The sequence below is a fragment of the Enterococcus casseliflavus NBRC 100478 genome, from assembly GCF_001544095.1.
Taxonomy (GTDB): domain Bacteria; phylum Bacillota; class Bacilli; order Lactobacillales; family Enterococcaceae; genus Enterococcus_D; species Enterococcus_D casseliflavus.
Genome location: NZ_BCPT01000001.1, coordinates 38,976 through 60,698, shown reverse-complemented (window position 1 = coordinate 60,698; position 21,723 = coordinate 38,976). Strand labels below are relative to the sequence as shown.

Here is a 21,723-nt window from a genome sequence, read left to right as displayed (position 1 = left end):
TATTAATCAGGTCATTCGATTATTAAGCTTTTCTTTGATTCACCAGAGGTAGCAACTTTTCCTTGAACATGCTAAAATAAGTGAGATGTTTATTGTGAAAGGAAACCTTCTCGTGAATAAAGACTTGATGATTGCGCAATTCCCTGAAATTGCCTTATTAAAAGATGAACCCTTATTGAACTATACGTATACAAAAACTGGTGGACCGGCAGACATTTTGGCTTTTCCCAAAACAGCAGAAGAGGCTAAACAGCTGCTTGATTATTGCCGAGAACAAGCGATTCCTTGGATCGTCTTAGGAAACGCCAGCAACTTGATCGTCCGTGATGGTGGTATTCGCGGCGTGGTGATCATGCTGTCGGAAATGAACCAAATCGTGGTAGACGGCACTTCTTTGATCGTCGATGCTGGAGCAAAGTTGATCGATACCACCTATGTCGCTTTGCATGAATCCTTGACTGGTTTTGAATTTGCCTGCGGGATTCCCGGCAGTGTCGGCGGTGCCGTCTTTATGAATGCAGGCGCTTATGATGGCGAGATCCAAGATGTCTTTGCGTCCTGCGACGTTTTGCTGGCTAATGGTCAAATCGTGACATATACCAAGGAAGAAATGGAATTTGCTTATCGTCATAGCAAGTTGCAAGAGCAAAAGATGATCATTTTGAGCAGTCGCTTTGATTTAGCAAAAGGCGATCAAGAGCAAATTAAAAAGCGGATGGATGAACTGACAGAATTGCGGCAATTGAAGCAACCGCTAGAATACCCCTCTTGTGGGAGTGTCTTTAAACGTCCAGTCGGTCATTTTACCGGCAAGCTGATCCAAGATGCAGGCTTACAAGGATTGAAATGGGGCGGAGCCCAAATTTCGGAAAAACATGCGGGCTTTATCGTGAATGTCGATCAAGCCACTGCAACGGATTACGTCGAACTGATCGCTCATATCCAACAAGTCATCAAAGAAACCTTTGATGTCACCTTAGAAACAGAAGTCCGAATCATCGGCGAAGAATAGATTAGCGAGAAGATTGTCCCGAGGGGCAGTCTTTTTTTTATGAGAGCTGATAAAAAAGAGCTTAGGTTTGTAAGCTTTCTCAGTCTTCGGTACAATAAACGAAAAGGAGTGAGCAGGATGAAAAAGTGGGGACGCGTCATTTTGTTTGTTGGGTTCGCCTTTCTTTTCGGTGGTTGTACGAAATTACCGCAAGAACAGTTTGCCGAACAGTTGACGAATCAGCAAGCAGCGAATGCTGGTGAATTCCAAGCGACGATCGATACCTTTGAGATGGGCAGCAGCAGCGAATACGGTCAAGAAGCCGATAGGTATGCCTCCATGTTGATGTCACAGTTAGTCGGTTCGTCATTTAAAGGGGACTTCGTCCAGGACAAAGAAACCAAAGCGATTTTACTCAATCTGGCAGTCGCTTTTGGGGGGCAGGAGCTGCCGATCAAGCTGATCGTCGATCCAGAAAAACAAGAAGCGTATGTGTCAGCTGAAATCTATGAAACACTGCAAGGGTATATCAGCGCATTTGGTAGTGACAGTTATGGGCCAAAACCAGACGCTGCGGAATATGAAGGCAAATACCTGCGCATCGATCAAGAAACCTTAGATTCTTACTTTGGCGAAGGAACTTTTGCAGAGGACGGTGAGGGGACAACCGAAGCAGAAAAAGAGCCTGAAAACCTCTTTACCATGAACAGTCTTTTTCATAATGAGACGTTTGCTGACTATTTGAAAACCTTCGAACCGGATGCTTTCAAAAGAGATGGAGATACGATCAGCCATACGTTTACCAAAGAAGAATTGGCAGATTATGCAACCTATGCCCAAGAACACGGCGCCGATCAAAAGCAAGTCGCCGAATTAGAAACGATGTTGGAAGAAGTCGAGCAGTTTGACTTAACCATGACCATCAATACGAAAACAAATCAGCAGAAAATGGCTTTTCACTTCGTGCAAGCGGATGAGCTGCAAACCACTATCGGAGCCACGGTGACTTTTACAGGGAAGAAAAGTGATACTGCCGTTGCGATCCCCACAGCGGAAGAATTGATTGACCCAGAAGAATTGTTTTCTCCCTATGATTATGGCTGGGATGACAGCTATGATGATGGGTATGAGAATGATTATGATGATGAGTACTGGGATAGCTATGATGAAGCCGATGATTGGTCTTCTTATATGCTGACGGATGAGGAGTTTGAAGAACTGCTGCTGCAAATCAAACAAGAGCTGCCTTATTTGACCCAAGCAGATATCGATGATTATCTGACATTTTATGAAGAGTATTTAACCCAAGAGCAGTATCAAGAGCTTGTCGAAGCACTCCAAGTGACACAAAGTTTATAAGACACTCCAAAGGGAAGCGACCGCCTAAGTTAGCCAAAAAGCTAACTTTGGGCGGTCGCTATTTTTTTAGATACGATTTTTTTTGCGGTTCATGACTAAGCGCAAAAGGACGGTTCCAACTGCCATCGTGGCGATTCCCGCTACAATGGCTTCAGGTACACCTTGGGCGAAGATTACACCCAAAATCGCTGCATAGACAGCATTGCCAGCTTTCCCCACAATCTCCGCATATTCTTGCTGGAACAAGAAGTAGATCAAGTTCATTACCAGGATCGTATTCGTCAAGCCTCCAGCAACACCAGCAATCAGTAGCGAAAGACTTTGCTGTTTGTTTTTCCAGATTTTTTGACAGCCTTTGTACACAAAGTAAGGAACGACACCAATCAAAATACGAGGAATCAACGCTACGAGGATCGCTTTCCAGCTTCCTTGATCACTCCCATAAATCGGTACGAAAGGGGAGAAGACAAAAGAAAGCGGGGTGATGATCCAGGTCGAACGCACCATACTGATGATCCCAAAGGCGCCGCCTAAAAAGCCGCCGATCCGAGGTCCCAATACAATAGAAGCGATGATCACAGGAATATGCATCGTTGTCGCATTGATTGGTCCTAAGGGAATAAACCCAAGAAAGGGAACCGATGCTAAAAGAATCAAGATTCCTAAAAAGAAAGCTGTTAAGACAAGTTCAAAAGTTGATATTTTTTTCATTGTTAGACACTCCGTACTTCCAAAGCAGTCAATGCTTTTTCGAGAATCGTTTCTGTTGCTGCTAATGCGCCTCTGCCGAAATCACCGCAAGCCAGTAACGCTTCACGGGGTTCAATCTCTTGGAAGCCGACTTCTTTCAAAATCCCCAAATTTCTTTGAACAATCGGGTTTTCGTACATGACGGTATTCATGGCTGGCGCAATCAAGCGGGGCACGGATAACGGCAACGCTAAGGCAACTGTTGAGATCAAATCATCGGCTATCCCATGCGCCAGCTTGCCAATACTGTTGGCACTGGCTGGGGCGAGCAAGAAAAGATCGGCTTGTTTGGCTAGTTCAATATGATTGATGCGATCTGGTTGACGTTCTTGCATAACATCTACATGGATCGGGCGTTTGGATAATGACTGTAACGTCAAAGGCGTAATAAATTGTGTGCTGTTTTGAGTCATTAAGACATCCACTGCATAGCCCTTTTTGGTTAATTCATTGGTTAGGTCGGCTGCTTTGTATGCAGAGATACTGCCGCTGACGCCAAGCAGAACGTGTTTTTGTTTCATGTTTCTTTCTCCTTTTCTAAAAAACATCTAGCTAAGCACGCAGGTCATTGCGTAATGTGTCAACGATCAAGGTTGCGATCTCAGCTTTTGTGCGGCCAGTCCCGATTTGTCCTTCTTGTGTCAAAAGGTGTCCGACATGCTGGTTTCCAGAAATTTGCGTCAAGTCGTTGGCCAACACATAATCCGCTTGGCTAGCCAGCAGACTTTTTCGTGCGACCGCAAACAACTCGGCTTCCGCTACGTCTACTAATAATTTGAATCCGACTAATAAGGTTGTCGGCTGTAATGCTTTGATGGTTTGGATCACTTTCGGGGTTTTCTTCAACACTAAAAACAAATGATCAGTATTGGAAGAAACTTTGCCTGCCGTTGATTCAGATTGTGAGAGCACGTGTGCCATCAATGCCGGAGTGACCTGGTTGTCATAAGCTGGTAGGGCATCGTTGATTGCTTCATAAAACGCTGCTTCTGAAAAATGAGCAGCAGGGGTGAAATCACTGACTGCCATACTGTGGATCACAGCAGCATACGAATGGGTCGTCAATAAATCGGTCAACTGCGTCAACAAGTCCGTGGTCCCTTCAATGAAATGACAGGTAACGCATGGATCGGTCGGCGGTTGTTTGGCAGTTTTCGTCGTAACGTAATCGATGGCCACCTCAGGGTATTGCAGCCATTCCTTGACAATGGCTTGACCAAGTGAGCCCGTGGAATGATTCGTGATTGCACGGACATCATCGATTTTTTCGGAAGTACCGCCAGCCGTAATCAAAATTCTCATTGCGCTTGTGACACCTCAACGATCGTCCGTCCTTGGTGCGTGCCTGCTAATAAAGCTGCCAACGTTTCTGGCAAGTCTTCCAAAGTGATGGCTTTCGTGTAAAGCTGATCGATCACATTCCACTCACCCGCTAATTTCTCCCATAATGCCGTGCGGATCTCATGGGAAACATTGACCGAATCGATCCCAATTACGCGAATCCCACGCAAAATAAATGGTAAGACAGTCGTTTCGATTTTGATTCCACCAGCATTGCCGCATAAGAAGGCACCGCCCCCATAAGCGATTTGCGGAAGCACTGCCGCAAGCAATGGACCGCCAACTGTATCGATGACCGCTGCAAACGTTTGTTTTGCTAATGGTTTGTCCTTTTCTGGTACCACGTCATCAGGACTGACGATTTTCGCTGCGCCTAGGTCCAACAACCATTGCGCATCGGTTTTCCGAGATAGCGCCACTATATTTGTATAGCCCAGTTTTTTCAATAAAGCAATGCTGACACTGCCGACGCCACCGCTAGCGCCTGTCACCAAAATAGCAGCGTCTTTTGCTAAGTGCAGCTGTTCTAATTCTTGCACCGCTAAAGCTGCTGTGAACCCAGCAGTGCCATAGGTCATACTGTCTTTTGCTGAAAAACCAGCAGAACGTTTCACGAGCCACTCGGCTGGGACCCGTTGAAATTGACTGTAACCGCCTGGGTGAGAAACCCCTAAGCCATAACCTGTCACTAAGACTTGGTCGCCTGGGGCAAAATCAGCAGACTGACTGTCCACGACTTCCCCTGCTAAATCGATTCCCGGCGTCATCGGATACGTGCGGATCACGCCGCCATTTTCTTTTGCTGCCAAGGCATCTTTGTAATTGACATCTGAGTAATCAACACGGACAAGCACATCGCCTGCTGGCAGCTCGTCAAGGGTTGCAGTTGTGAGTGAAGCAGTAAAATTTGGTTCATTCATGACACGAAAGGTAGAGAAATTCGTCATTTCAGACACTCCTTTGATGGTTTGTACTCATAATACCATAAGTTTTATTTTTTTAACCAGTGAAGCAAGAAAAGGCAGGTCTTCTTATCAAAAAATCAGCAAAAACAGATCATTATTAAATCTACCTTTTCTTCGTTAAAATAGAAGTTGTTCTTTTAAACCTTTAAAAAGCGAAAATGCCGGGACCACCAATCGTTTCCTTTATAACACAAGCGTTTAGCGTCACTCCTTTTTTTGATCAGGGAGAAAAGAATTCAAAAAAATGAAGAAAAAAGGCTTGTGTTTTTTGCAATTATTTGTATACTAGAAAAAGTGAAATTAAACATGAAGTTTACTTATAGCAAACTTTTTTATTTGAAGTTGTGTCAATCAAAGGGGGAATGAACATGGAGATTGGCGAGAAGCTGCGCAATTTGCGCGTTCAAAAGAATTTGACCCAAGAAGAATTAGGCGAGCGGACCGATTTGACGAAAGGCTATATCTCACAGTTGGAACGTGATTTGAGTTCGCCTTCTATGGAAACTTTTTTTACGATCTTAGAAGTTTTAGGCGTGACACCAGAGGAATTTTTCCGAGAAGAAAATGCGCAGCATCAAGTGGTTTATCGCGAAGAAGACAGCACGCTTTATTATGATGAAGAAAATGGCTATGAATTGAAGTGGCTGATTCCCGATTCCAATGAAAAAGAAATGGAGCCAGTCTTGCTGACCTTTGATAAAGCGGGCGAATACAAGACCTTTGAACCATCGTTAGCAGAAACATTTATCTATGTCTTAGAGGGCAGTGTGGCCTTGACACTAGGAGAAACGCAGTACAAGGCTCGTAAAGGCCAATCGATTTATTATCAGGCGACTGAGCCGCATCAATTAAAAAATATTGCGGGCAAAAAAAGCCGTGTGCTTGTAGTCGTGACAGATTCTTATTTATAGTACAGGAGGAAAGAGTGTGGGAAAAACAATAATTTCATTCAACAATGTGGTGAAGCGATTTGATGATGATGAAACAGTTTTGAAAAAAGTGAGTTTTGATATTGAAGAAGGTCGCTTTTATACATTGTTAGGTCCTTCAGGTTGTGGAAAAACAACCATCTTACGCATCATTGCGGGTTTTTCGGACGCAACAGAAGGCGACGTTTATTTTGATGGACAAAGAATCAATGACGTTCCTGCCAATCAACGGCAAGTGAATACTGTCTTTCAAGATTACGCCTTATTCCCACATATGAACGTTTTTGAAAATGTGGCATTTGGTCTGCGAATCAAAAAATTACCAAAAGATGAAGTGAATAAAAAAGTCTTAGAAGCGTTGCGGCTAGTACAACTTCCTGGTTATGAGAATCGTGAAATCAGCGAAATGTCAGGAGGCCAACGTCAACGGGTCGCAATCGCACGAGCGATCGTCAATGAGCCCAAAGTATTGCTTCTTGATGAACCATTGTCCGCATTGGACTTGAAATTGCGAACTGACATGCAATACGAGCTGCGGGAATTGCAGCAGCGACTAGGCATCACCTTTATTTTTGTCACCCATGACCAAGAAGAAGCGTTGGCGATGAGTGATGAGATTTTCGTTATGAACAAAGGGAAGATCGTCCAAAGCGGCACACCAGTGGATATTTACGATGAACCAATCAACCATTTCGTGGCGGATTTTGTCGGTGAAAGCAACATCGTCACAGGTACGATGATCGAAGACAACTTAGTGGAGTTTGTCGGCAAGCAATTTGAATGTGTCGATGGCGGGATGCGGCCGAATGAAGCCGTTGAGATCGTGATCCGTCCAGAAGATTTGAATTTGACGACCGTTGAAAAAGGCAAGCTGGTCGTTGAAGTAGACACGCAATTGTTCCGAGGCGTGCATTACGAAATCATTTGTTACGATGAACAAGGCAACGAATGGATGGTTCACTCTACAAGAAAAGCCACTGAAGGAAGCAAGATCGGTCTTTCCTTTGAACCAGAAGATATCCACGTCATGCGTTTCAATGAGTCCGAAGAAGATTTTGATGCTCGTTTAGAGAGCTACGAAGATTAGGAGGGAAAGCTAATGACGAAAATGCGTCGTTTTTATGCGATACCCTATGTCTTTTGGTTATTGCTATTTGTTATTGCACCAGTCCTATTGATCATCTACCAATCCTTTTTTGATATGAACGGCAACTTTTCGCTGGTCAATTATCAAAGCTACTTAGGTTCTGGCAAATATTTGATCATGACCTTAAACTCGGTTTGGTATGCCTTTTTGATCACCGTGATTACCTTAGTGATCAGCTACCCGACAGCCTATTTCTTAACTAAGCTGCGTCACAAAGATTTGTGGCTGCTGTTGATCATCTTACCAACGTGGGTCAACTTATTGTTAAAAGCCTATGCGTTTATTGGGATTTTCGGCATTCATGGCAGTGTCAACAACTTCCTAGAAATCATGGGTGTTGGACCAAAGCAGATTTTGTTTACCGACTTTAGCTTTTTGACGGTTGCCGTCTATATCGAACTGCCCTTTATGATCATGCCGATTTTTAATGCCTTAGAAGAAATGAATCCCTCTTTGATCAGTGCCAGTCGCGATTTAGGGGCAAACAGCTATGATACGTTTCGACGAGTGATTTTCCCTCTGTCGTTAAACGGGGTGAAAAGCGGCGTCCAAGCCGTCTTCATTCCGTCGCTCTCCCTCTTCATGTTGACCCGTTTGATTGGGGGCAATCGCGTGATCACGCTTGGTACGGCGATCGAGCAGCACTTTCTCGTTACCCAAAACTGGGGCATGGGTTCGACCATCGGCGTCATTTTGATCATCGCCATGTTCCTCGTGATGCTGTTTACGGGAGAAAAGAAAAAAGGAGGGCAACGTAAATGAAAAAATTTCGCTGGTCGAATCTTTATCTGATCGTCGTCTTTATTCTTTTGTACGTGCCGATCTTTTATTTGATTTTCTATTCCTTCAATGAAGGAGGCACCATGAATGCTTTTACGGGTTTCACTTTTGAACATTACCAATCCGTCTTTCAAGATACCCGCTTGATGATCATCGTGTTGAACACCTTTATGCTGGCATTTTTATCAGCATTACTGGCAACGATCATCGGCACATTTGGAGCGATGGGCATCTACTATACCCGCAAACGTCGAACGAGAACGGCATTGTTGAGTTTGAATAATATTTTGTTGGTTTCACCAGATGTCATCATTGGTGCCAGCTTCTTGATTTTCTTTACGATGATCGGCAACTTGTTCCGTGGGTTTAGCTTAGGCTTTTTCAGCGTATTGCTTTCGCATATCGCCTTTAGTATCCCGATCGTGGTCTTGATGGTCTTGCCGAAACTGCAAGAGATGAACGATTCAATGATCGATGCTGCCCGTGATTTAGGCGCGAATAATTTTCAAGTCATTAAAAATATCATTTTGCCTTTCTTGACACCGGGCATCATCGCCGGCTATTTCATGGCCTTTACTTATTCACTCGATGATTTTGCCGTGACATTCTTTGTGACAGGCAATGGCTTTAGTACCTTATCGGTAGAGATCTATTCTAGAGCACGTCAAGGAATCAGTTTAGAAATCAATGCATTAAGTACACTTGTCTTCTTATTCTCCATGATCCTGGTGGTAGGCTATTACTTTATCAGTAAAGAAAACGGCGCGAAGAAATTGCGTAAAAACCGCCGTGTGGAGGTGGCAAATCTGCGATGAAACGACTACAATCTCTGATTATCGGTATTGTTGCGATCGTCCTGATCTTGCTCTTTGGTGTCCGTGAATTGGAACGCTCCTCTGGTATAGCAGGCGCTGAGGTCGTCAACATCTACAACTGGGGCGACTACATCGACCCTGATTTGATCAGTAAGTTTGAAGAAGAGACAGGCTACAAAGTCAATTATGAAACCTTTGACTCAAATGAAGCGATGTTCACGAAGATCCAACAAGGCGGTACGTCCTATGACATCGCCATACCGAGTGAATACATGATTGAGAAAATGATGGAACAAAATCTTTTAAAACCATTGGATCACAGTAAAATCAAAGGGTTAGACAATATCGACCCTCGCTTTTTGGACTTGAGTTTTGATCCTGGCAATCAATATTCCATCCCTTATTTCTGGGGAACACTGGGGATCGTCTATAACGATAAATTCTTTGATGAAGGTGAGATCACCCAATGGGACGATCTTTGGAAACCCGAATTAGCAAATAGCATCATGCTGATCGATGGCGCGCGTGAAGTGATGGGATTAGGTTTGGACAGCTTAGGCTATTCTCTAAACAGTAAAGACGACGATCAGCTGCAAGAGGCATTCAATAAGCTACGGACCATGACCCCAAACATCAAAGCCATCGTCGCAGATGAAATCAAGATGTACATGGCAAATGAAGAAGCATCGGTTGCGGTCACATTTTCTGGGGAAGCAGCCGACATGATGTACGAAAACGAGCACATTCATTACGTGATCCCTTCGGAAGGCTCCAACCTGTGGTTTGATAATATGGTCATTCCTAAGACCTCACAAAACGAAGCCGGCGCCTACGCCTTCTTGAACTTTATGCTGGAACCCGAGAACGCTGCACAAAACGCAGAATACATCGGCTATTCCACACCTAACCAAGCAGCCATGGCATTACTGCCTGACGAGATCACCGAAGACGAACAATTCTATCCATCCGATGAATTAATGGAACACCTCGAAGTCTATGAAAACTTAGGTGCTGAGTATCTGGGCATCTATAATGATTTGTTCTTGGAATTGAAGATGTATCGGAAATAAGCAAACTGCCATTAAGCAGGGAATGGATCCTGTTTAATGGCAGTTTTTTTATAATTTACTATGACATATCAAATGAACCTCTAGGAATATGTATTAGAAAAGAAAATTTATAGAGAATAAACCTGCAATTGTTTCAATAATTAGAAAAAATCAACCTCGTTTTATTCAAAATGTTTCAAAAACCACTTGACCTAAAGTCAACTCTAGGTGGTATCTTTTTAGATAGAAGAAATGAGCAGCGATTGTTGAAACTCAGAAAAATTACGATTTCCCTTTAGGATAACTTGCTATTTCACGGTTTGACAGGAATTTAAAAAAGAGCGTCCAGCTCCGATTGCCGCTTTTTTCATTCCAGAAAACGATCCACTCATTTCGACTTCGTGTCTTTTTCCTTGTGAGTAAACACACGAACCATTCAAACATTTTTACAGGAGGTACGTACATGTTATTAGAAAAAATCAAAAGCCCCAAAGCGTTAAAAGAATTGACCAGTGGGCAACTTCAAGAACTGGTAGTAGAAGCACGAACTGCTTTATTGGAAAAAATCAGTCACCATGGGGGGCACAATGGCCCCAATCTGGGGATGGTCGAGATGACGATCGCGTTGCATAAAGTCTTTGATTCCCCCACCGATAAGCTGATTTTTGATGTGTCTCATCAGACCTATATCCACAAAATGCTGACGGGACGCGCCCATGCCTTTCTTGATGCTATGCAGTATGATGCGGTTTCTGGTTACACGAATCCGAAAGAAAGCGAGCACGATCTCTTTACGGTCGGTCATACCTCCACCTCAGTTTCGTTGGCAAATGGTGTGGCGAAAGCCCGTGACCTAAAAAATGAAACGTATAACGTCGTTGCCGTCATTGGCGATGGTTCTCTATCAGGTGGCTTAGCGTTTGAAGGCTTGAACAATATTGTGGAATTAGGCACCAATACTATCGTGATCCTCAACGACAATGACCAATCGATCGCGGAAAACCATGGAGGGATGTATCAGAATTTGCGGGCATTACGGGAAACCAAGGGGCAAGCAGCAGACAATCTGTTCAAAGCGATTGGTTTTGAGTACCACTATTTAGATGAAGGACATGACCTCGCTGCATTGATTGGTTTATTTGAAAAAGTGAAAGACATTGATCATCCTGTTTTATTACACATTCATACGATCAAAGGCAAAGGCTTCAAGTTTGCGGAAGAAAATCGTGAAAAGTTTCATGCAGGCGGTCCCTTTCATTTAGAAACAGGAGAATATATTTCTGCTGGGGGCAATCAAGTAACCTACAACAGCTTAACGACGGATTATTTATTAGAAAAAATGGCGACAGATCCTAAAGTCGTGGCAGTAAACGCTGGTACACCGATGCTGCTTTTTTCTCCAGAACAACGAGAAAAAGCAGGTAAACAATTTGTAGATGTGGGTATTGCAGAAGAACATGCGGTATCGATGGTTGCTGGGTTAGCAAAAAATGGAGCGAAACCTGTCTGGGCCGTTTTTTCTACCTTTATGCAACGTAGTTTTGATCAAATTTCCCATGATTTGGCCTTAAATCATCTGCCTGGAACGATTCTGGTATACGGTGCATCGATTCATGGAATGAATGACGAGAGCCATCTGGGAATTTTTGATATCCCCTTTTTGGCACATATTCCCAACCTTATTTATCTTGCGCCAACCTCTAAAGAAGAATATCTAGCAATGTTGGATTGGTCGTTGGAACAAACCAACGCTCCAGTTGCGATCCGGGTACCGGTTGGACCTGTCAACGAAACGGCAGTGGCAGCCTATACTGACTACAGCGATCAAAAAAATGAGGTGACTCAAGCTGGCACGCAGGTAGCCATCGTCGGTGTCGGAACCTTTTATGCGCTAGCGGAAGAGATCGCAGAACAATTGAAAATGCAACATGGAATTACCCCAACGGTGATCAATCCTAAGTTTATTTCAGGGGTCGACAAAGAGTTGCTGGATGCTGTGGCACGAGCGCATAAACTCGTTGTCACGTTGGAAGACGGCATACGAGAGGGCGGCTATGGACAAATGATTGCCAGCTATCTTGGTGATCGTGAGATTGCCGTCAAAAACTATGGCTTAGAAAAGAAATTTTATGATAACTACCGAGCAGCGGACGTTTTATCCGAACTTGGTATCACTGCTGAGGCAATTACGAAAGATATCATAGAACAGCTGCAGAAATAAGTTCTCTTAGGGTGTCTTGTGTAGCTGATAGGATTGTTAAAAAATGAATGATCGAAGGAAACCTTGCAGAAAAACAGACTGCAAGGTTTTTTCGCAGACAATCGGTGACGGTCTGCAGCAAATGCAGAAGACCAATGCTTTTCAAGCATAAAGCCTCAGCGTAGGAAGCATTGGTCAAATGCTGGCGATCCAGCAAATAATAAAGAGGTAGGGAAAAGATTGCTTTGTTGACTTATTCGGTTGAGCTCAGAGAAACAAAAAAGTATTTTGTAAAAAGAAAAGGGGGAACTATGAAATTTTTTTCAATGAAGTTGCTGGCACTACTGTCGGTGGCAATGGTCGTTTATTCTGCACCAGCGATTTCTGCCAATGTTCCCGCAATTGCGGCAAGCTTTCCAGAAGTAGATGCGGTCTACGTCGGGTTACTGACCACGATTCCGTCATTATTTCTTTTGCTGGGGATTTTTACTACCGGCATGATCGAAAAAAGGATCGGCAAGAAATATACGATGGTCACCGGCTTGGTCATTGTGGCTATTTTTGGCACGCTGCCGGCATGGTATCAAGGGAGCTTTCCCGTCTTGTTTCTTTCGCGCGCGATTCTTGGCTTCGGGATCGGCTTATTCAATCGTTTGGCGATTCAAATGATTAGTTTGTTGTTTCAAAATGAGCTGCAAAAGAAAGCCAAGGCCCTTGGGTTAGAAAGTGCCGTCGGTGGTTTAGGTGGTATCTTTATGACTTTGCTGGTTGGGCAGCTAGTGAAAATCAGTTGGGAAATCTCTTTCTTCGTTTATGGCTTTGCCTTGATCAGTCTCTTTTTTGTTCAGGTATTTATTCCCAACGAAACAAAAACGACCACCGATGCGGCTCTGATAGCGAACGTCACGGTTTCAACAGAACGGAAACAAAAGTCATTTGTTTTGGGTGTGCTCTTGTTTCTAATCGTTGTCTTGTTTATCAACTACAATCTGCAGATCACCCCGTTGTTGTTGGAAAAAGGAATCGGTGATGCGACCGATGGCAGTAACATGATCGCCGCCATTGCGACGGGGGCATTTATCGCCGGCAATGCCTTTGGCTTGATATATAGCCGCCTACATCGCCGGTTGCTGCCCATTGCGGCATTGCTTGCAGGAAGCAGCATCTATTTGACCTATCCCTTGCAGACGGTGGGGCTGCTCTTGGGTTGTTCTTTACTACTAGGCTTTGCCTTTCGCAGCATCATGCCTTTTTTCACCCACTTACTGACGACTGGTGGTGAAGCGGAAGCTAAGTTTGGCACGATCGTCTCGATCGTTGCTTACAATTTAGGGGTCACGTTAGCACCTTATGCATCACGCTTGCTGATACTAGTCAGCGGCAATGAAACAGCAGGAATGCAGATGATCCTATCAGGGGGCTTGTTGTGCTTGATTGGTGTCCTAGCTTTTTTGGGAAATAAATACTTTCTGTATTTTGAACGAGGATAGGCGAAAGCTAGCTTGATCCTCGTTTTCCGTCTTCATTTCATCCTTCTCATCGCTTATAATAAAAAGAAACAATGATGAGTTGAGCGTACTAGACAAACTGCAGGCGTCAATCAGAGGGGAGAACCAGATGTATCTTTTTCAAAAAATTGAAGAAGCAGCGTTTGAACAAAATGATGCGAGACGAACGATCGGTGACTTTTTATTAAGCAATCGAGAAAAAGTTAGTGAGTATAGCATGGAAGAAATCGCAAAACTGACCCATACTTCCAAGCCGACGCTGGTCCGTTTTGCAAAATATTTTGGCTTTTCTGGTTGGAAAGAATTTGTATATACCTTCATGCACGAATTGGCTCATTTTGATGATGGGTCAGCAGCAATCGATGTGAACATTCCTTTTGATGAAGCTGCAGACACATTAGAAATCATTGAAAACTTGGCGAACTTGCGTATGCAAACGATTAAAGAAACAGCGGCACTTATGACCGTAAAAGACCTGAATCAAGCTGCGAGGCTCATCAATGGCGCTCAAACCATCGTCATCTATGGGCGTAGTCCAAATTCTTATTTCGGACAGCTGTTTAAACGCAACTTAAACACGATCCATAAAAAAGCCTTTCTTGCAGATGCGGATGAATCTGGCTTGATTTCTAATACGCTGACCCCACAGGATTGTGCCATTCTGATCTCTTATTCTGGTAATAATTCAGAAACGTATCCTATGAAAAATGTGAAAACATTGTTGAAAAATGGTGTGCCGATTATCAGTATTACGAGTGGTGGAGAGAACTATTTGCGGGACTATTCGACGATCGTCTTGACGATTGCTAGCCGAGAAAAACTGTATTCCAAAATTGGAAATTTTTCCACAGAAGAATCGATTCAGTTCCTTTTGACAGTTTTGTTTGCTAAGATTTTTTCCCTCGATTATCAGGAAAATATCCAGATGAAAATCACCAATGCTCGTTTTTTAGAGACGAGCCGAAAAACGACATTTAAAGAGATGGCAGAAGAATAAAAGGACCGCACCGAATATGGTGTGGTCCTTTTTCCCTATTGTACATTGTTAGGAGTGGTTGATTTCAATTCGATTGGCTCACCGGCAGCGACAAGACGAATCCGCTTTGGATTGACGATCCGATCGTACAAAGCTTCAGGATCCCCATTAAAGGCATCGATATGCGGAGCATCCACTGTTCCCCAATGGGAGAGGATCAATTCAGCATGCGGATAGGTGTTTGCCAGCTTGACGGCATTCTCAAAGCCGATGTGCCACGCGTTGTCGTTAAAGTCAAACAAGATCGCATCTGGCTGAGGCATCTCTAATTGCTCTGGTAAAAGACGAGAATCTCCAGGAATCCACAAGGAGCCATCAGGTGTATCGATCCAAAAGCCACAATAGTCCTCAATTTGGAAGACACGATCAAATTTTGTCGTTTCATTTTGCCAAAGGTGATACGCCTTTGTTAAAGAAATCTCCAAATTTTTAACGGTGAATGAATCATAGATTTCGTGACCTTGGGCAGCAACTTGAAAGTGCTCTTGCATAAGTTCGGCAACATATTTGGGTCCATGGAAGCTATCGGTAACCGGGACTAATTTTTCAATCGTTGGAATGCCGTAGTGATCATTATCTGAATGGGTGATCAATACCGCATCTAAGTGAGGGACTGCCGCCGGTTTGATTGGCAGATCGATCAGTAACGGCAGGTCAAATCCTTCTAAGACCGGATCGACCATGATACATGTATCACGGCTGTTTAGAAGAATACCGGAGTTTCCTAACCAGCGAATGATCGTTTGATCTGTTTTTTGAAAAGCTTCTTCATGAAAGAAAATCGTTTTTGGGGGTATTGCTTGTTTCGCGTTTGTCATGTTTCTTCGTTCCCTTCGCCTGTTTTTTATAAATCCAACGCAGCATCGCCGTTCGTAACAGGCTATGCTGAATCGTTGTTCCATTATGAGGTGCTTCAACGGTTTGGGGGAAAGAAGCTGCAGTTCCAGTAATTTTAAGAGAGTATTGTGCCGCCTTTTTTTACATGATTATTCTATGGCGTGCGCTCATCGATTGTTTTTGATTGCCACAATTCAAAAGTGTCGCATTCATAGAGTAAATTATACCATTGTTTCTCCTGGCTTCGTCAAGGCAATGCGGGGGCTTTTCGTGGAATAAATTTCGAAAAAAGAGCGGTATTTAATGAAAAGGTGAAATCCATTTCGACTTTAGGAAAATGTATTGGAACCGCTCTCTAAAAATGGTACATTGCTGGCAGAAAGAACAGTATGTTTTACCGGTGAGCACATACAACATAGATTTTCTTTGAAATTTATCTAGGGGTGGAATGTATGAGTGAAAATTATCAATCATTAGCAAAAAAAATCGTCCAGTATCTGGGGGGACAAGAAAATATCACGGATGCCTATCATTGTCAAACACGATTACGCTTTAAAGTCAAAGATGAAAAGCGTATAGATGAAGGAGAACTAGAGGCACTCGATGGGGTTGCCAAATACATCAATAATGCAGGGGTACATCAAGTCGTGATTGGAACCCATGTCAAAGATGTCTATGAAGAAGTCACAAAATTGGTTTCGCTTCAATCATCAGGGACGTCAGATCCTGGGGAGAAAAAAGGACCGGCAGCTGCAGTGATCGATTTTGTGGCAGGAACGTTTCAACCAATTATTCCGGCATTGTCCGGTGCTGGAATGGTTAAGGCAGTTTTGGCTTTGTTGATCGTCTTTGATGTGATCACCGCTGATTCGCAAACCTATTACATGCTGAATCTTTTTGCAGATGGTGTTTTCTTCTTCTTACCAATGATCCTGGCCTTCACTGTGGCACAAAAATTGCGATGCAATCCGATTTTAGCGGCTTCAGTGGCTGCTATGATGATGCATCCTAATTGGGGTGCCTTGGTCACAGCAGGCGAACCCGTTCACTTTTTTGGGGTTATTCCTTTTACATTAGCAAACTATACGGGATCAGTTATTCCGATTCTGATCGTGATTTTTTTCCAATCGTATGTCGAAAAGTTTTTGAACAAAGTGATTCCAAAATCAGTAGAACTGGTTTTTGTTCCAATGCTAACATTCTTGATAATGGGTACATTAGCCTTCTCGCTATTTGGACCGATCGGTAGTATCTTGGGGGGCTATTTGGCAACTTTCTTTACCTTCTTAAGTGTCCATGCTAGCTGGGTTCCAGCGGTTTTGATTGGGGGCTTTTTACCAATCATGGTGATGTTTGGTTTGCACAATGGGATTGCTCCTTTAGGGGTGATGCAAATGGCAGAACTTGGGTATGACAGTATTTTTGGTCCAGGGGCATTAGTCTCAAACATTGCTCAAGCAACCGCAGTAGCAGTTGTCGCATTGCGTACGAAAGAGAAAAAGACTAAGCAGTTGGCGGTATCAGGGGCGATCACTGCCTACATGGGGATTACTGAACCTGCTTTATATGGCATCAATTTGCCAAAAAAATATCCGTTAGTTGCGGCAATGATCGGTGGGGCTTCTGGTGGTTTGTATGCTGGCTTGACCAATACGCATCGCTTTGCGACCGGTTCGTCTGGTCTCCCAGCAGTCTTACTATATATCGGTGATGATACGATGCGCTATTTTTGGAACATCATTATCGCATTGGTGATTGCAGCTGTGGTGAGTGCGGTCGTTACCTATGTCTTAAGTTTCAAATATGAAACAAAAGTGACAATTGATGTTCCAGATATGAAAGCAGTAGTCTTAGAAGATACCCTATTGATCAATCCTGTACCAGGAACCGTGATGCCACTGAATCAAGTCAAAGATGACGCATTTGCTTCTGAAGCACTCGGAAAAGGATTTGCGGTCGATGAACCCATCGGTGAAGTCATTGCGCCTTTTGATGGGAAAGTCGCTGCTGTTTTTCCTACCAAACACGCGATTGGCTTGGTTTCAGACACGGGAATTGAATTGTTGATCCATGTCGGTTTAGACACAGTGGAACTAAATGGTCAGTATTTTGATGCGTTAGTAGAAGCAGAGCAAAAAGTTACAAAAGGACAGCGACTGCTGACGTTCGATGTACAGCAGATAAAAGCTGCAGGATATGTCACACAAGTACCGATCATCGTTACCAATACACCACAATATACCGCAGTCGAACTTGTGAAGGAAGGATTGGTAGCTAAAGAAGAGGAAGTACTTGTAGTCAAAGTTTAGGAGGAAATAACATGGGATTATCAGATGATTTTTTATGGGGTGGTGCAACGGCTGCCAATCAAGCAGAAGGAGGCGTATTAGCAGGAGGACGTGGCTTATCAAATGTCGACCTCTTACCAACTGGTCCTGATCGCGCAAAGGTCGCTGCTGGTGAACTGGAAATGTTGGAATGGCAGGAAGATTCTTTTTATCCAGCCCAAACGGCCATTGATATGTACCACCATTATATGGAAGATATTGCCCTTTTTGCCGAAATGGGCTTTAACGTGTATCGGATGTAACTTTCTTGGTCACGGATTTTTCCGAATGGCAATGACGAAGCGCCCAACGAAGAAGGACTGCTTTTTTATGAGAAAATCTTCAAAGAATTGAGAAAACATCAAATCGAGCCATTAGTTACGATTGCCCACTTCGATGTTCCGCTGCGTTTGATCAAGGAATTTGGTGGCTGGAAAAATCGCCGACTCATTGATTTCTATGTGACTTATGCGGAAACCGTCTTCCAACGCTATCGCGGGTTGGTCAAATATTGGCTGACGATCAATGAAATCAATATTTTGCTACATCAGCCCTTTGTAGGTGGCGGGATCGTCTTTAAAGAAGGGGACAATCGTCAAGAAATCAAATACCAAGCAGCGCATCATCAGTTAGTCGCCAGTGCCTTAGCAACCCAAAAGGCTCATGAAATCGATCCGACCAATCAAGTTGGTTGTATGCTGGCTGGTGGCAGTCATTATCCTTATACTTGCCGACCTGAAGATTACCAAGAAGCAATCAATCGTGATCGCGAAGGCTATTTCTTTATCGATGTGCAAGCCCGAGGCAAATACCCCAATTATGCCTTGAAAAAATTTGAGCGAGAAGGCTTAACAATCAAAATAACACCTGAGGACGAGGCGATTTTAGCGGCTTCTCCTGTTGATTTTGTCAGTTTTTCTTATTACTGTTCTCGAACGGTCAGTGCCCACCCAGAAGACTATGCGCAAGCGACAGGGAATCTCTTTCCATCAATTAAAAATGAACATCTATCATCGACTGAGTGGGGGTGGCAGATTGATCCGTTAGGACTGAGAAATTCATTGAATCAATTGTATGATCGCTATCAAAAACCGTTGTTTATCGTAGAAAATGGGTTAGGGGCGATCGATACCCCTGATGAGAATGGGTTTGTCGCAGACGATTATCGGATCGACTATTTAAAAAAACATATTCAAGCCTTCAAAGATGCAGTGATGATCGATGGCGTGGAACTACTTGGTTATACTACTTGGGGTTGTATTGATCTTGTAGCAGCCAGCACCGGTCAAATGAGTAAACGCTACGGCTTTATCTACGTGGATCAAGACGATCAAGGCAACGGCACCTTGAAACGAACCAAGAAAAAATCCTTTGAGTGGTATAAAAAAGTGATCGCTTCAAATGGGGAAGTTTTATAATATACAAAAAGAATGACACGTTTCCTCGTGTCATTCTTTTTGTATTGTGTCATCTAACATCAGCAAAGGGAAGCAGCAACTCTTTTTTCACGAGCCAATGATTGGCGCTTTGCAACGGCTTGCTATTTCTTCCCTGCAAAATGCGTAAAACGGACAAACTGATTTTGGGCTTCTTCTTGTAAAAATTCTTTTGGTGTCAGCTGAAATTCTTGTTTGAAGCAGCGTAAAAAATGGGTATAGGAGTTGAAGCCGCAAGCTTCAAAGGTGGCGGTGGCGCTTCTGGTTTTACGTAAAATTTCTTTGCTCTTTAAGAGTCGTTTCTTGACGACATAGGCATGAAAGGCGACGCCAGTTTCTTTTTTGAAGGTCCTTGAAAGCGAGTATGGGCTCATGAAAAGGGCTCTGGCGACGGTCTCTAAGGAGAGATCAGCGGTCAAATGCTGATTGATATAGGTAATGGCAGCCAAAATGTCTTTATTTTTGTAAAGTGAGTCGGATAAAAACAGCGGTTCTTTTTCCTGATAGGCAATCGTATTGATGGAAATCAAAAACGCGATCAAATGATTTTGATAAAGTAAGTCGGTGCCATAATTGCTATCCGTTTTTTTGCGCAAAGGACGCAACAGCTGGTCTAGTTGGTCGGCATCGATCGATAAAATACGACTGTTGATGCCGCCGTTGCTACGAAAACAGGCAGTGAGATCTGTTTGGGTAGTGGAGAGGGCAGCGAGATAACTAGGATTGATATACAGGTAGGTTCGCTCGAAAAAATCAGAAGTTTGATGGACGATTCGATGCAAGACATTCGGAGGAATCAAGATGATCGTACCAGGTTCTAGAGGGAATTCTCCGCCATCGATAAAGAAGACCGCTGATCCTTTTAAGGTACAGTGAATCTCATAAAAACTATGGTAATGATAAAGGGTATTGTTTTCTTCTACGATGTCTTTGATATGAAAGGCCTCAAAACGATCGTTGATCATCGTGTCCGCACTTTGCTTCTCCATGATTGGCTCCTTTCGTGCTCGTTTGATTTTATCATACAAGAATAGATAGTAAAGTGTCAATAACTGCTATTTTTGTGTAAATGTAAGCGTGTTACGATCAATCTATCAAAGAGAAATGAGAGGATGAACCAATGGTGATTTTAGAACAGTTATTTGTGGAAAAACGTGTCGTGGAAGAAAAAATTGATCGCATGATCGAAAATTTAACGACGATCAAGGATGATAATGGTGAATTTCTATTAGACTTTGACGGCTTGATCGTTGATGATAAAAGCTGGGGGATTTGGAACTGGCCGCAAGGGGTGGGACTATACGGCATTTATAAAAACTACCAAATCACCAAAAATCCCAAAGCGCTCCAAGTTGTGGAAGAATGGTTTGAGCAGCGGATGTTAGAAGGCGCGCCGCCTAAAAATGTCAACACGATGGCGCCGCTTTTGGCAATGGCGTATCTTTATGAAGACACCAAAGATTCTCGTTACTTGCCTTACCTTGAACAATGGGCGGAATGGGTCATACATGATATGCCACGAACCGATGAAAATGGTCTGCAGCATGCGACCTATGGACCAGAAAATCGCAACCAGCTTTGGGACGATACCTTGATGATGACCGCTTTGCCTTTGGCGAAAATTGGCATGTTGCTGAATCGTCCGGCTTATATCGAAGAAGCAAAACAACAATTTATGATCCATATCAAATACTTAGTGGATAAAAAAACTGGGCTTTGGTTCCACGGCTGGACCTTTGAAGAACGCCACAATTATGCGCAAGCGCTTTGGGCTAGAGGCAACTGCTGGATCACCATTGCGATTCCTGAGATCATTGAAATTCTCGACTTGCAAGAAGGAGATGCGTTATGTGGCTTCTTGATCAATACCCTCTTAGACCAACTAACTGCCTTGCAAGAAATGCAAGATGAAAGTGGCCTGTGGCACACCTTGTTAGACGATCCTAGCTCGTATGTGGAGGCTTCCGCGACGGCTGGTTTTGCCTATGGGATTTTAAAAGCCGTTCATAAGCGTTACATTGACAAAGCTTGGGAAGATGTTGCCTATAAAGCTTTAGCCGGTTTGATCGAACAAGTCGCAGAAGATGGAGAAGTCCAAAATGTTTCCATCGGTACTGGAATGGGAGAAGACTTGGCGTACTACAAAAACATTGCGATTACGGCGATGCCTTATGGGCAATCACTGACAGTCTTAGCATTTACTGAACTATTGGTTTCATTTTGTTAAGTTAAACACCTTACGCAATAAAGAGA

18 protein-coding genes and 1 pseudogene are annotated in these 21,723 nt (G+C 43.5%); 13 read left to right on the top strand and 6 right to left on the bottom strand.

Annotation, left to right across the window (positions count from 1 at the left end; translation table 11 throughout):
- Nucleotides 1-127 precede the first annotated feature (127 nt).
- Both murB and ECA1_RS00260 read left to right on the top strand, forming a co-directional pair.
- On the top strand, nt 128-1,012 hold the full coding sequence (gene murB / locus ECA1_RS00265) for a UDP-N-acetylmuramate dehydrogenase (RefSeq protein WP_370447898.1): 885 nt from the start codon (nt 128-130) through the stop codon (nt 1,010-1,012).
- 117 nt (nt 1,013-1,129) lie between these two features.
- On the top strand, nt 1,130-2,350 hold the full coding sequence (locus ECA1_RS00260; RefSeq protein WP_060791401.1) for a hypothetical protein: 1,221 nt from the start codon (nt 1,130-1,132) through the stop codon (nt 2,348-2,350).
- Between the two features lie 66 nt (nt 2,351-2,416).
- Here the strand turns inward: ECA1_RS00260 and ECA1_RS00255 are convergent, their stop codons facing one another.
- Genes ECA1_RS00255 through ECA1_RS00240 form a run of 4 tightly spaced genes read right to left on the bottom strand, consistent with a single transcriptional unit; the run spans nt 2,417 to nt 5,388 of the window.
- The gene (locus ECA1_RS00255; protein ID WP_060791400.1) at nt 2,417-3,061 is read right to left on the bottom strand and encodes an ECF transporter S component; all 645 of its coding nucleotides are present in this window, start codon (nt 3,059-3,061) and stop codon (nt 2,417-2,419) included.
- A gap of 2 nt (nt 3,062-3,063) precedes the next feature.
- Nucleotides 3,064-3,621: a phosphopantothenoylcysteine decarboxylase gene (coaC, locus tag ECA1_RS00250; protein WP_005228528.1), complete on the bottom strand. Its 558-nt coding sequence runs from the start codon at nt 3,619-3,621 to the stop codon at nt 3,064-3,066.
- A gap of 31 nt (nt 3,622-3,652) precedes the next feature.
- Nucleotides 3,653-4,402 carry a phosphopantothenate--cysteine ligase gene (gene coaB / locus ECA1_RS00245; RefSeq protein WP_060791399.1) on the bottom strand — a complete coding sequence of 250 codons (750 nt, stop codon included), beginning with the start codon at nt 4,400-4,402 and terminating at the stop codon, nt 3,653-3,655.
- A complete protein-coding gene (locus ECA1_RS00240; RefSeq protein WP_060791398.1) occupies nt 4,399-5,388 on the bottom strand; it encodes an acrylyl-CoA reductase family protein in 990 nt (329 codons plus the stop codon). Before ECA1_RS00240 ends, coaB begins: the two co-directional genes overlap by 4 nt.
- 386 nt (nt 5,389-5,774) lie before the next feature.
- Between ECA1_RS00240 and ECA1_RS00235 the strand changes: the two genes are divergently transcribed.
- From ECA1_RS00235 to ECA1_RS00200, 8 genes are all read left to right on the top strand, one after another.
- Entirely contained in the window at nt 5,775-6,317 is a 543-nt protein-coding gene (locus ECA1_RS00235) for a helix-turn-helix domain-containing protein (protein WP_015510239.1), read from the top strand.
- Between the two features lie 16 nt (nt 6,318-6,333).
- Entirely contained in the window at nt 6,334-7,422 is a 1,089-nt protein-coding gene (locus ECA1_RS00230) for an ABC transporter ATP-binding protein (RefSeq protein ID WP_005234156.1), read from the top strand.
- 12 nt (nt 7,423-7,434) lie between these two features.
- Nucleotides 7,435-8,244 carry an ABC transporter permease gene (locus tag ECA1_RS00225; protein ID WP_010749878.1) on the top strand — a complete coding sequence of 270 codons (810 nt, stop codon included), beginning with the start codon at nt 7,435-7,437 and terminating at the stop codon, nt 8,242-8,244.
- Nucleotides 8,241-9,077, top strand: a complete 837-nt coding sequence (locus ECA1_RS00220) for an ABC transporter permease (protein WP_005228535.1) — start codon at nt 8,241-8,243, stop codon at nt 9,075-9,077. The genes ECA1_RS00225 and ECA1_RS00220 overlap by 4 nt, the downstream gene beginning before the upstream one ends.
- The gene (locus ECA1_RS00215) at nt 9,074-10,147 is read left to right on the top strand and encodes an ABC transporter substrate-binding protein (protein WP_060791397.1); all 1,074 of its coding nucleotides are present in this window, start codon (nt 9,074-9,076) and stop codon (nt 10,145-10,147) included. Before ECA1_RS00220 ends, ECA1_RS00215 begins: the two co-directional genes overlap by 4 nt.
- Nucleotides 10,148-10,589: 442 nt before the next feature.
- A complete protein-coding gene (locus ECA1_RS00210) occupies nt 10,590-12,347 on the top strand; it encodes a 1-deoxy-D-xylulose-5-phosphate synthase (RefSeq protein ID WP_060791396.1) in 1,758 nt (585 codons plus the stop codon).
- Between the two features lie 290 nt (nt 12,348-12,637).
- Entirely contained in the window at nt 12,638-13,816 is a 1,179-nt protein-coding gene (locus ECA1_RS00205; protein WP_060791395.1) for an MFS transporter, read from the top strand.
- 127 nt (nt 13,817-13,943) lie between these two features.
- Nucleotides 13,944-14,831: a MurR/RpiR family transcriptional regulator gene (locus ECA1_RS00200; RefSeq protein WP_060791394.1), complete on the top strand. Its 888-nt coding sequence runs from the start codon at nt 13,944-13,946 to the stop codon at nt 14,829-14,831.
- A 35-nt stretch (nt 14,832-14,866) separates the two neighbouring features.
- On the opposite strand, the gene ECA1_RS00195 is transcribed toward ECA1_RS00200, so the two are convergent.
- Nucleotides 14,867-15,688, bottom strand: a complete 822-nt coding sequence (locus ECA1_RS00195; protein ID WP_060791393.1) for an MBL fold metallo-hydrolase — start codon at nt 15,686-15,688, stop codon at nt 14,867-14,869.
- 471 nt (nt 15,689-16,159) lie between these two features.
- On the opposite strand from ECA1_RS00195, the gene ECA1_RS00190 reads away from it, so the two are divergent.
- Together ECA1_RS00190 and ECA1_RS00185 are read left to right on the top strand one after the other, a co-directional pair.
- Nucleotides 16,160-18,016, top strand: a complete 1,857-nt coding sequence (locus tag ECA1_RS00190; protein ID WP_071859226.1) for a beta-glucoside-specific PTS transporter subunit IIABC — start codon at nt 16,160-16,162, stop codon at nt 18,014-18,016.
- A gap of 11 nt (nt 18,017-18,027) precedes the next feature.
- Nucleotides 18,028-19,452 (top strand): annotated as a pseudogene (locus tag ECA1_RS00185) (6-phospho-beta-glucosidase).
- Between the two features lie 122 nt (nt 19,453-19,574).
- On the opposite strand, the gene ECA1_RS00180 reads toward ECA1_RS00185, so the two are convergent.
- Nucleotides 19,575-20,459 carry an AraC family transcriptional regulator gene (locus ECA1_RS00180; RefSeq protein ID WP_060791392.1) on the bottom strand — a complete coding sequence of 295 codons (885 nt, stop codon included), beginning with the start codon at nt 20,457-20,459 and terminating at the stop codon, nt 19,575-19,577.
- Nucleotides 20,460-20,590: 131 nt separating this feature from the next.
- Between ECA1_RS00180 and bglB the strand changes: the two genes are divergently transcribed.
- Nucleotides 20,591-21,697, top strand: coding sequence for a beta-galactosidase BglB (bglB, locus tag ECA1_RS00175; RefSeq protein ID WP_060791391.1), 1,107 nt, complete (start codon nt 20,591-20,593; stop codon nt 21,695-21,697).
- Nucleotides 21,698-21,723 lie beyond the last annotated feature (26 nt).

Bases quoted from the DNA above. Each gene is read 5' to 3' on its own strand.
- ECA1_RS00255 (WP_060791400.1), bottom strand. From the start codon at position 3,061: ATGAAAAAAATATCAACTTTTGAACTTGTCTTAACAGCTTTCTTTTTA.
- ECA1_RS00180 (WP_060791392.1), bottom strand. From the start codon at position 20,459: ATGGAGAAGCAAAGTGCGGACACGATGATCAACGATCGTTTTGAGGCC.
- murB (WP_370447898.1), top strand. From the start codon at position 128: ATGATTGCGCAATTCCCTGAAATTGCCTTATTAAAAGATGAACCCTTA.
- ECA1_RS00225 (WP_010749878.1), top strand. From the start codon at position 7,435: ATGACGAAAATGCGTCGTTTTTATGCGATACCCTATGTCTTTTGGTTA.
- ECA1_RS00195 (WP_060791393.1), bottom strand. From the start codon at position 15,688: ATGACAAACGCGAAACAAGCAATACCCCCAAAAACGATTTTCTTTCAT.
- ECA1_RS00215 (WP_060791397.1), top strand. From the start codon at position 9,074: ATGAAACGACTACAATCTCTGATTATCGGTATTGTTGCGATCGTCCTG.
- coaC (WP_005228528.1), bottom strand. From the start codon at position 3,621: ATGAAACAAAAACACGTTCTGCTTGGCGTCAGCGGCAGTATCTCTGCA.
- ECA1_RS00220 (WP_005228535.1), top strand. From the start codon at position 8,241: ATGAAAAAATTTCGCTGGTCGAATCTTTATCTGATCGTCGTCTTTATT.
- coaB (WP_060791399.1), bottom strand. From the start codon at position 4,402: ATGAGAATTTTGATTACGGCTGGCGGTACTTCCGAAAAAATCGATGAT.
- ECA1_RS00190 (WP_071859226.1), top strand. From the start codon at position 16,160: ATGAGTGAAAATTATCAATCATTAGCAAAAAAAATCGTCCAGTATCTG.
- bglB (WP_060791391.1), top strand. From the start codon at position 20,591: ATGGTGATTTTAGAACAGTTATTTGTGGAAAAACGTGTCGTGGAAGAA.
- ECA1_RS00260 (WP_060791401.1), top strand. From the start codon at position 1,130: ATGAAAAAGTGGGGACGCGTCATTTTGTTTGTTGGGTTCGCCTTTCTT.
- ECA1_RS00200 (WP_060791394.1), top strand. From the start codon at position 13,944: ATGTATCTTTTTCAAAAAATTGAAGAAGCAGCGTTTGAACAAAATGAT.
- ECA1_RS00210 (WP_060791396.1), top strand. From the start codon at position 10,590: ATGTTATTAGAAAAAATCAAAAGCCCCAAAGCGTTAAAAGAATTGACC.
- ECA1_RS00240 (WP_060791398.1), bottom strand. From the start codon at position 5,388: ATGACGAATTTCTCTACCTTTCGTGTCATGAATGAACCAAATTTTACT.
- ECA1_RS00235 (WP_015510239.1), top strand. From the start codon at position 5,775: ATGGAGATTGGCGAGAAGCTGCGCAATTTGCGCGTTCAAAAGAATTTG.
- ECA1_RS00205 (WP_060791395.1), top strand. From the start codon at position 12,638: ATGAAATTTTTTTCAATGAAGTTGCTGGCACTACTGTCGGTGGCAATG.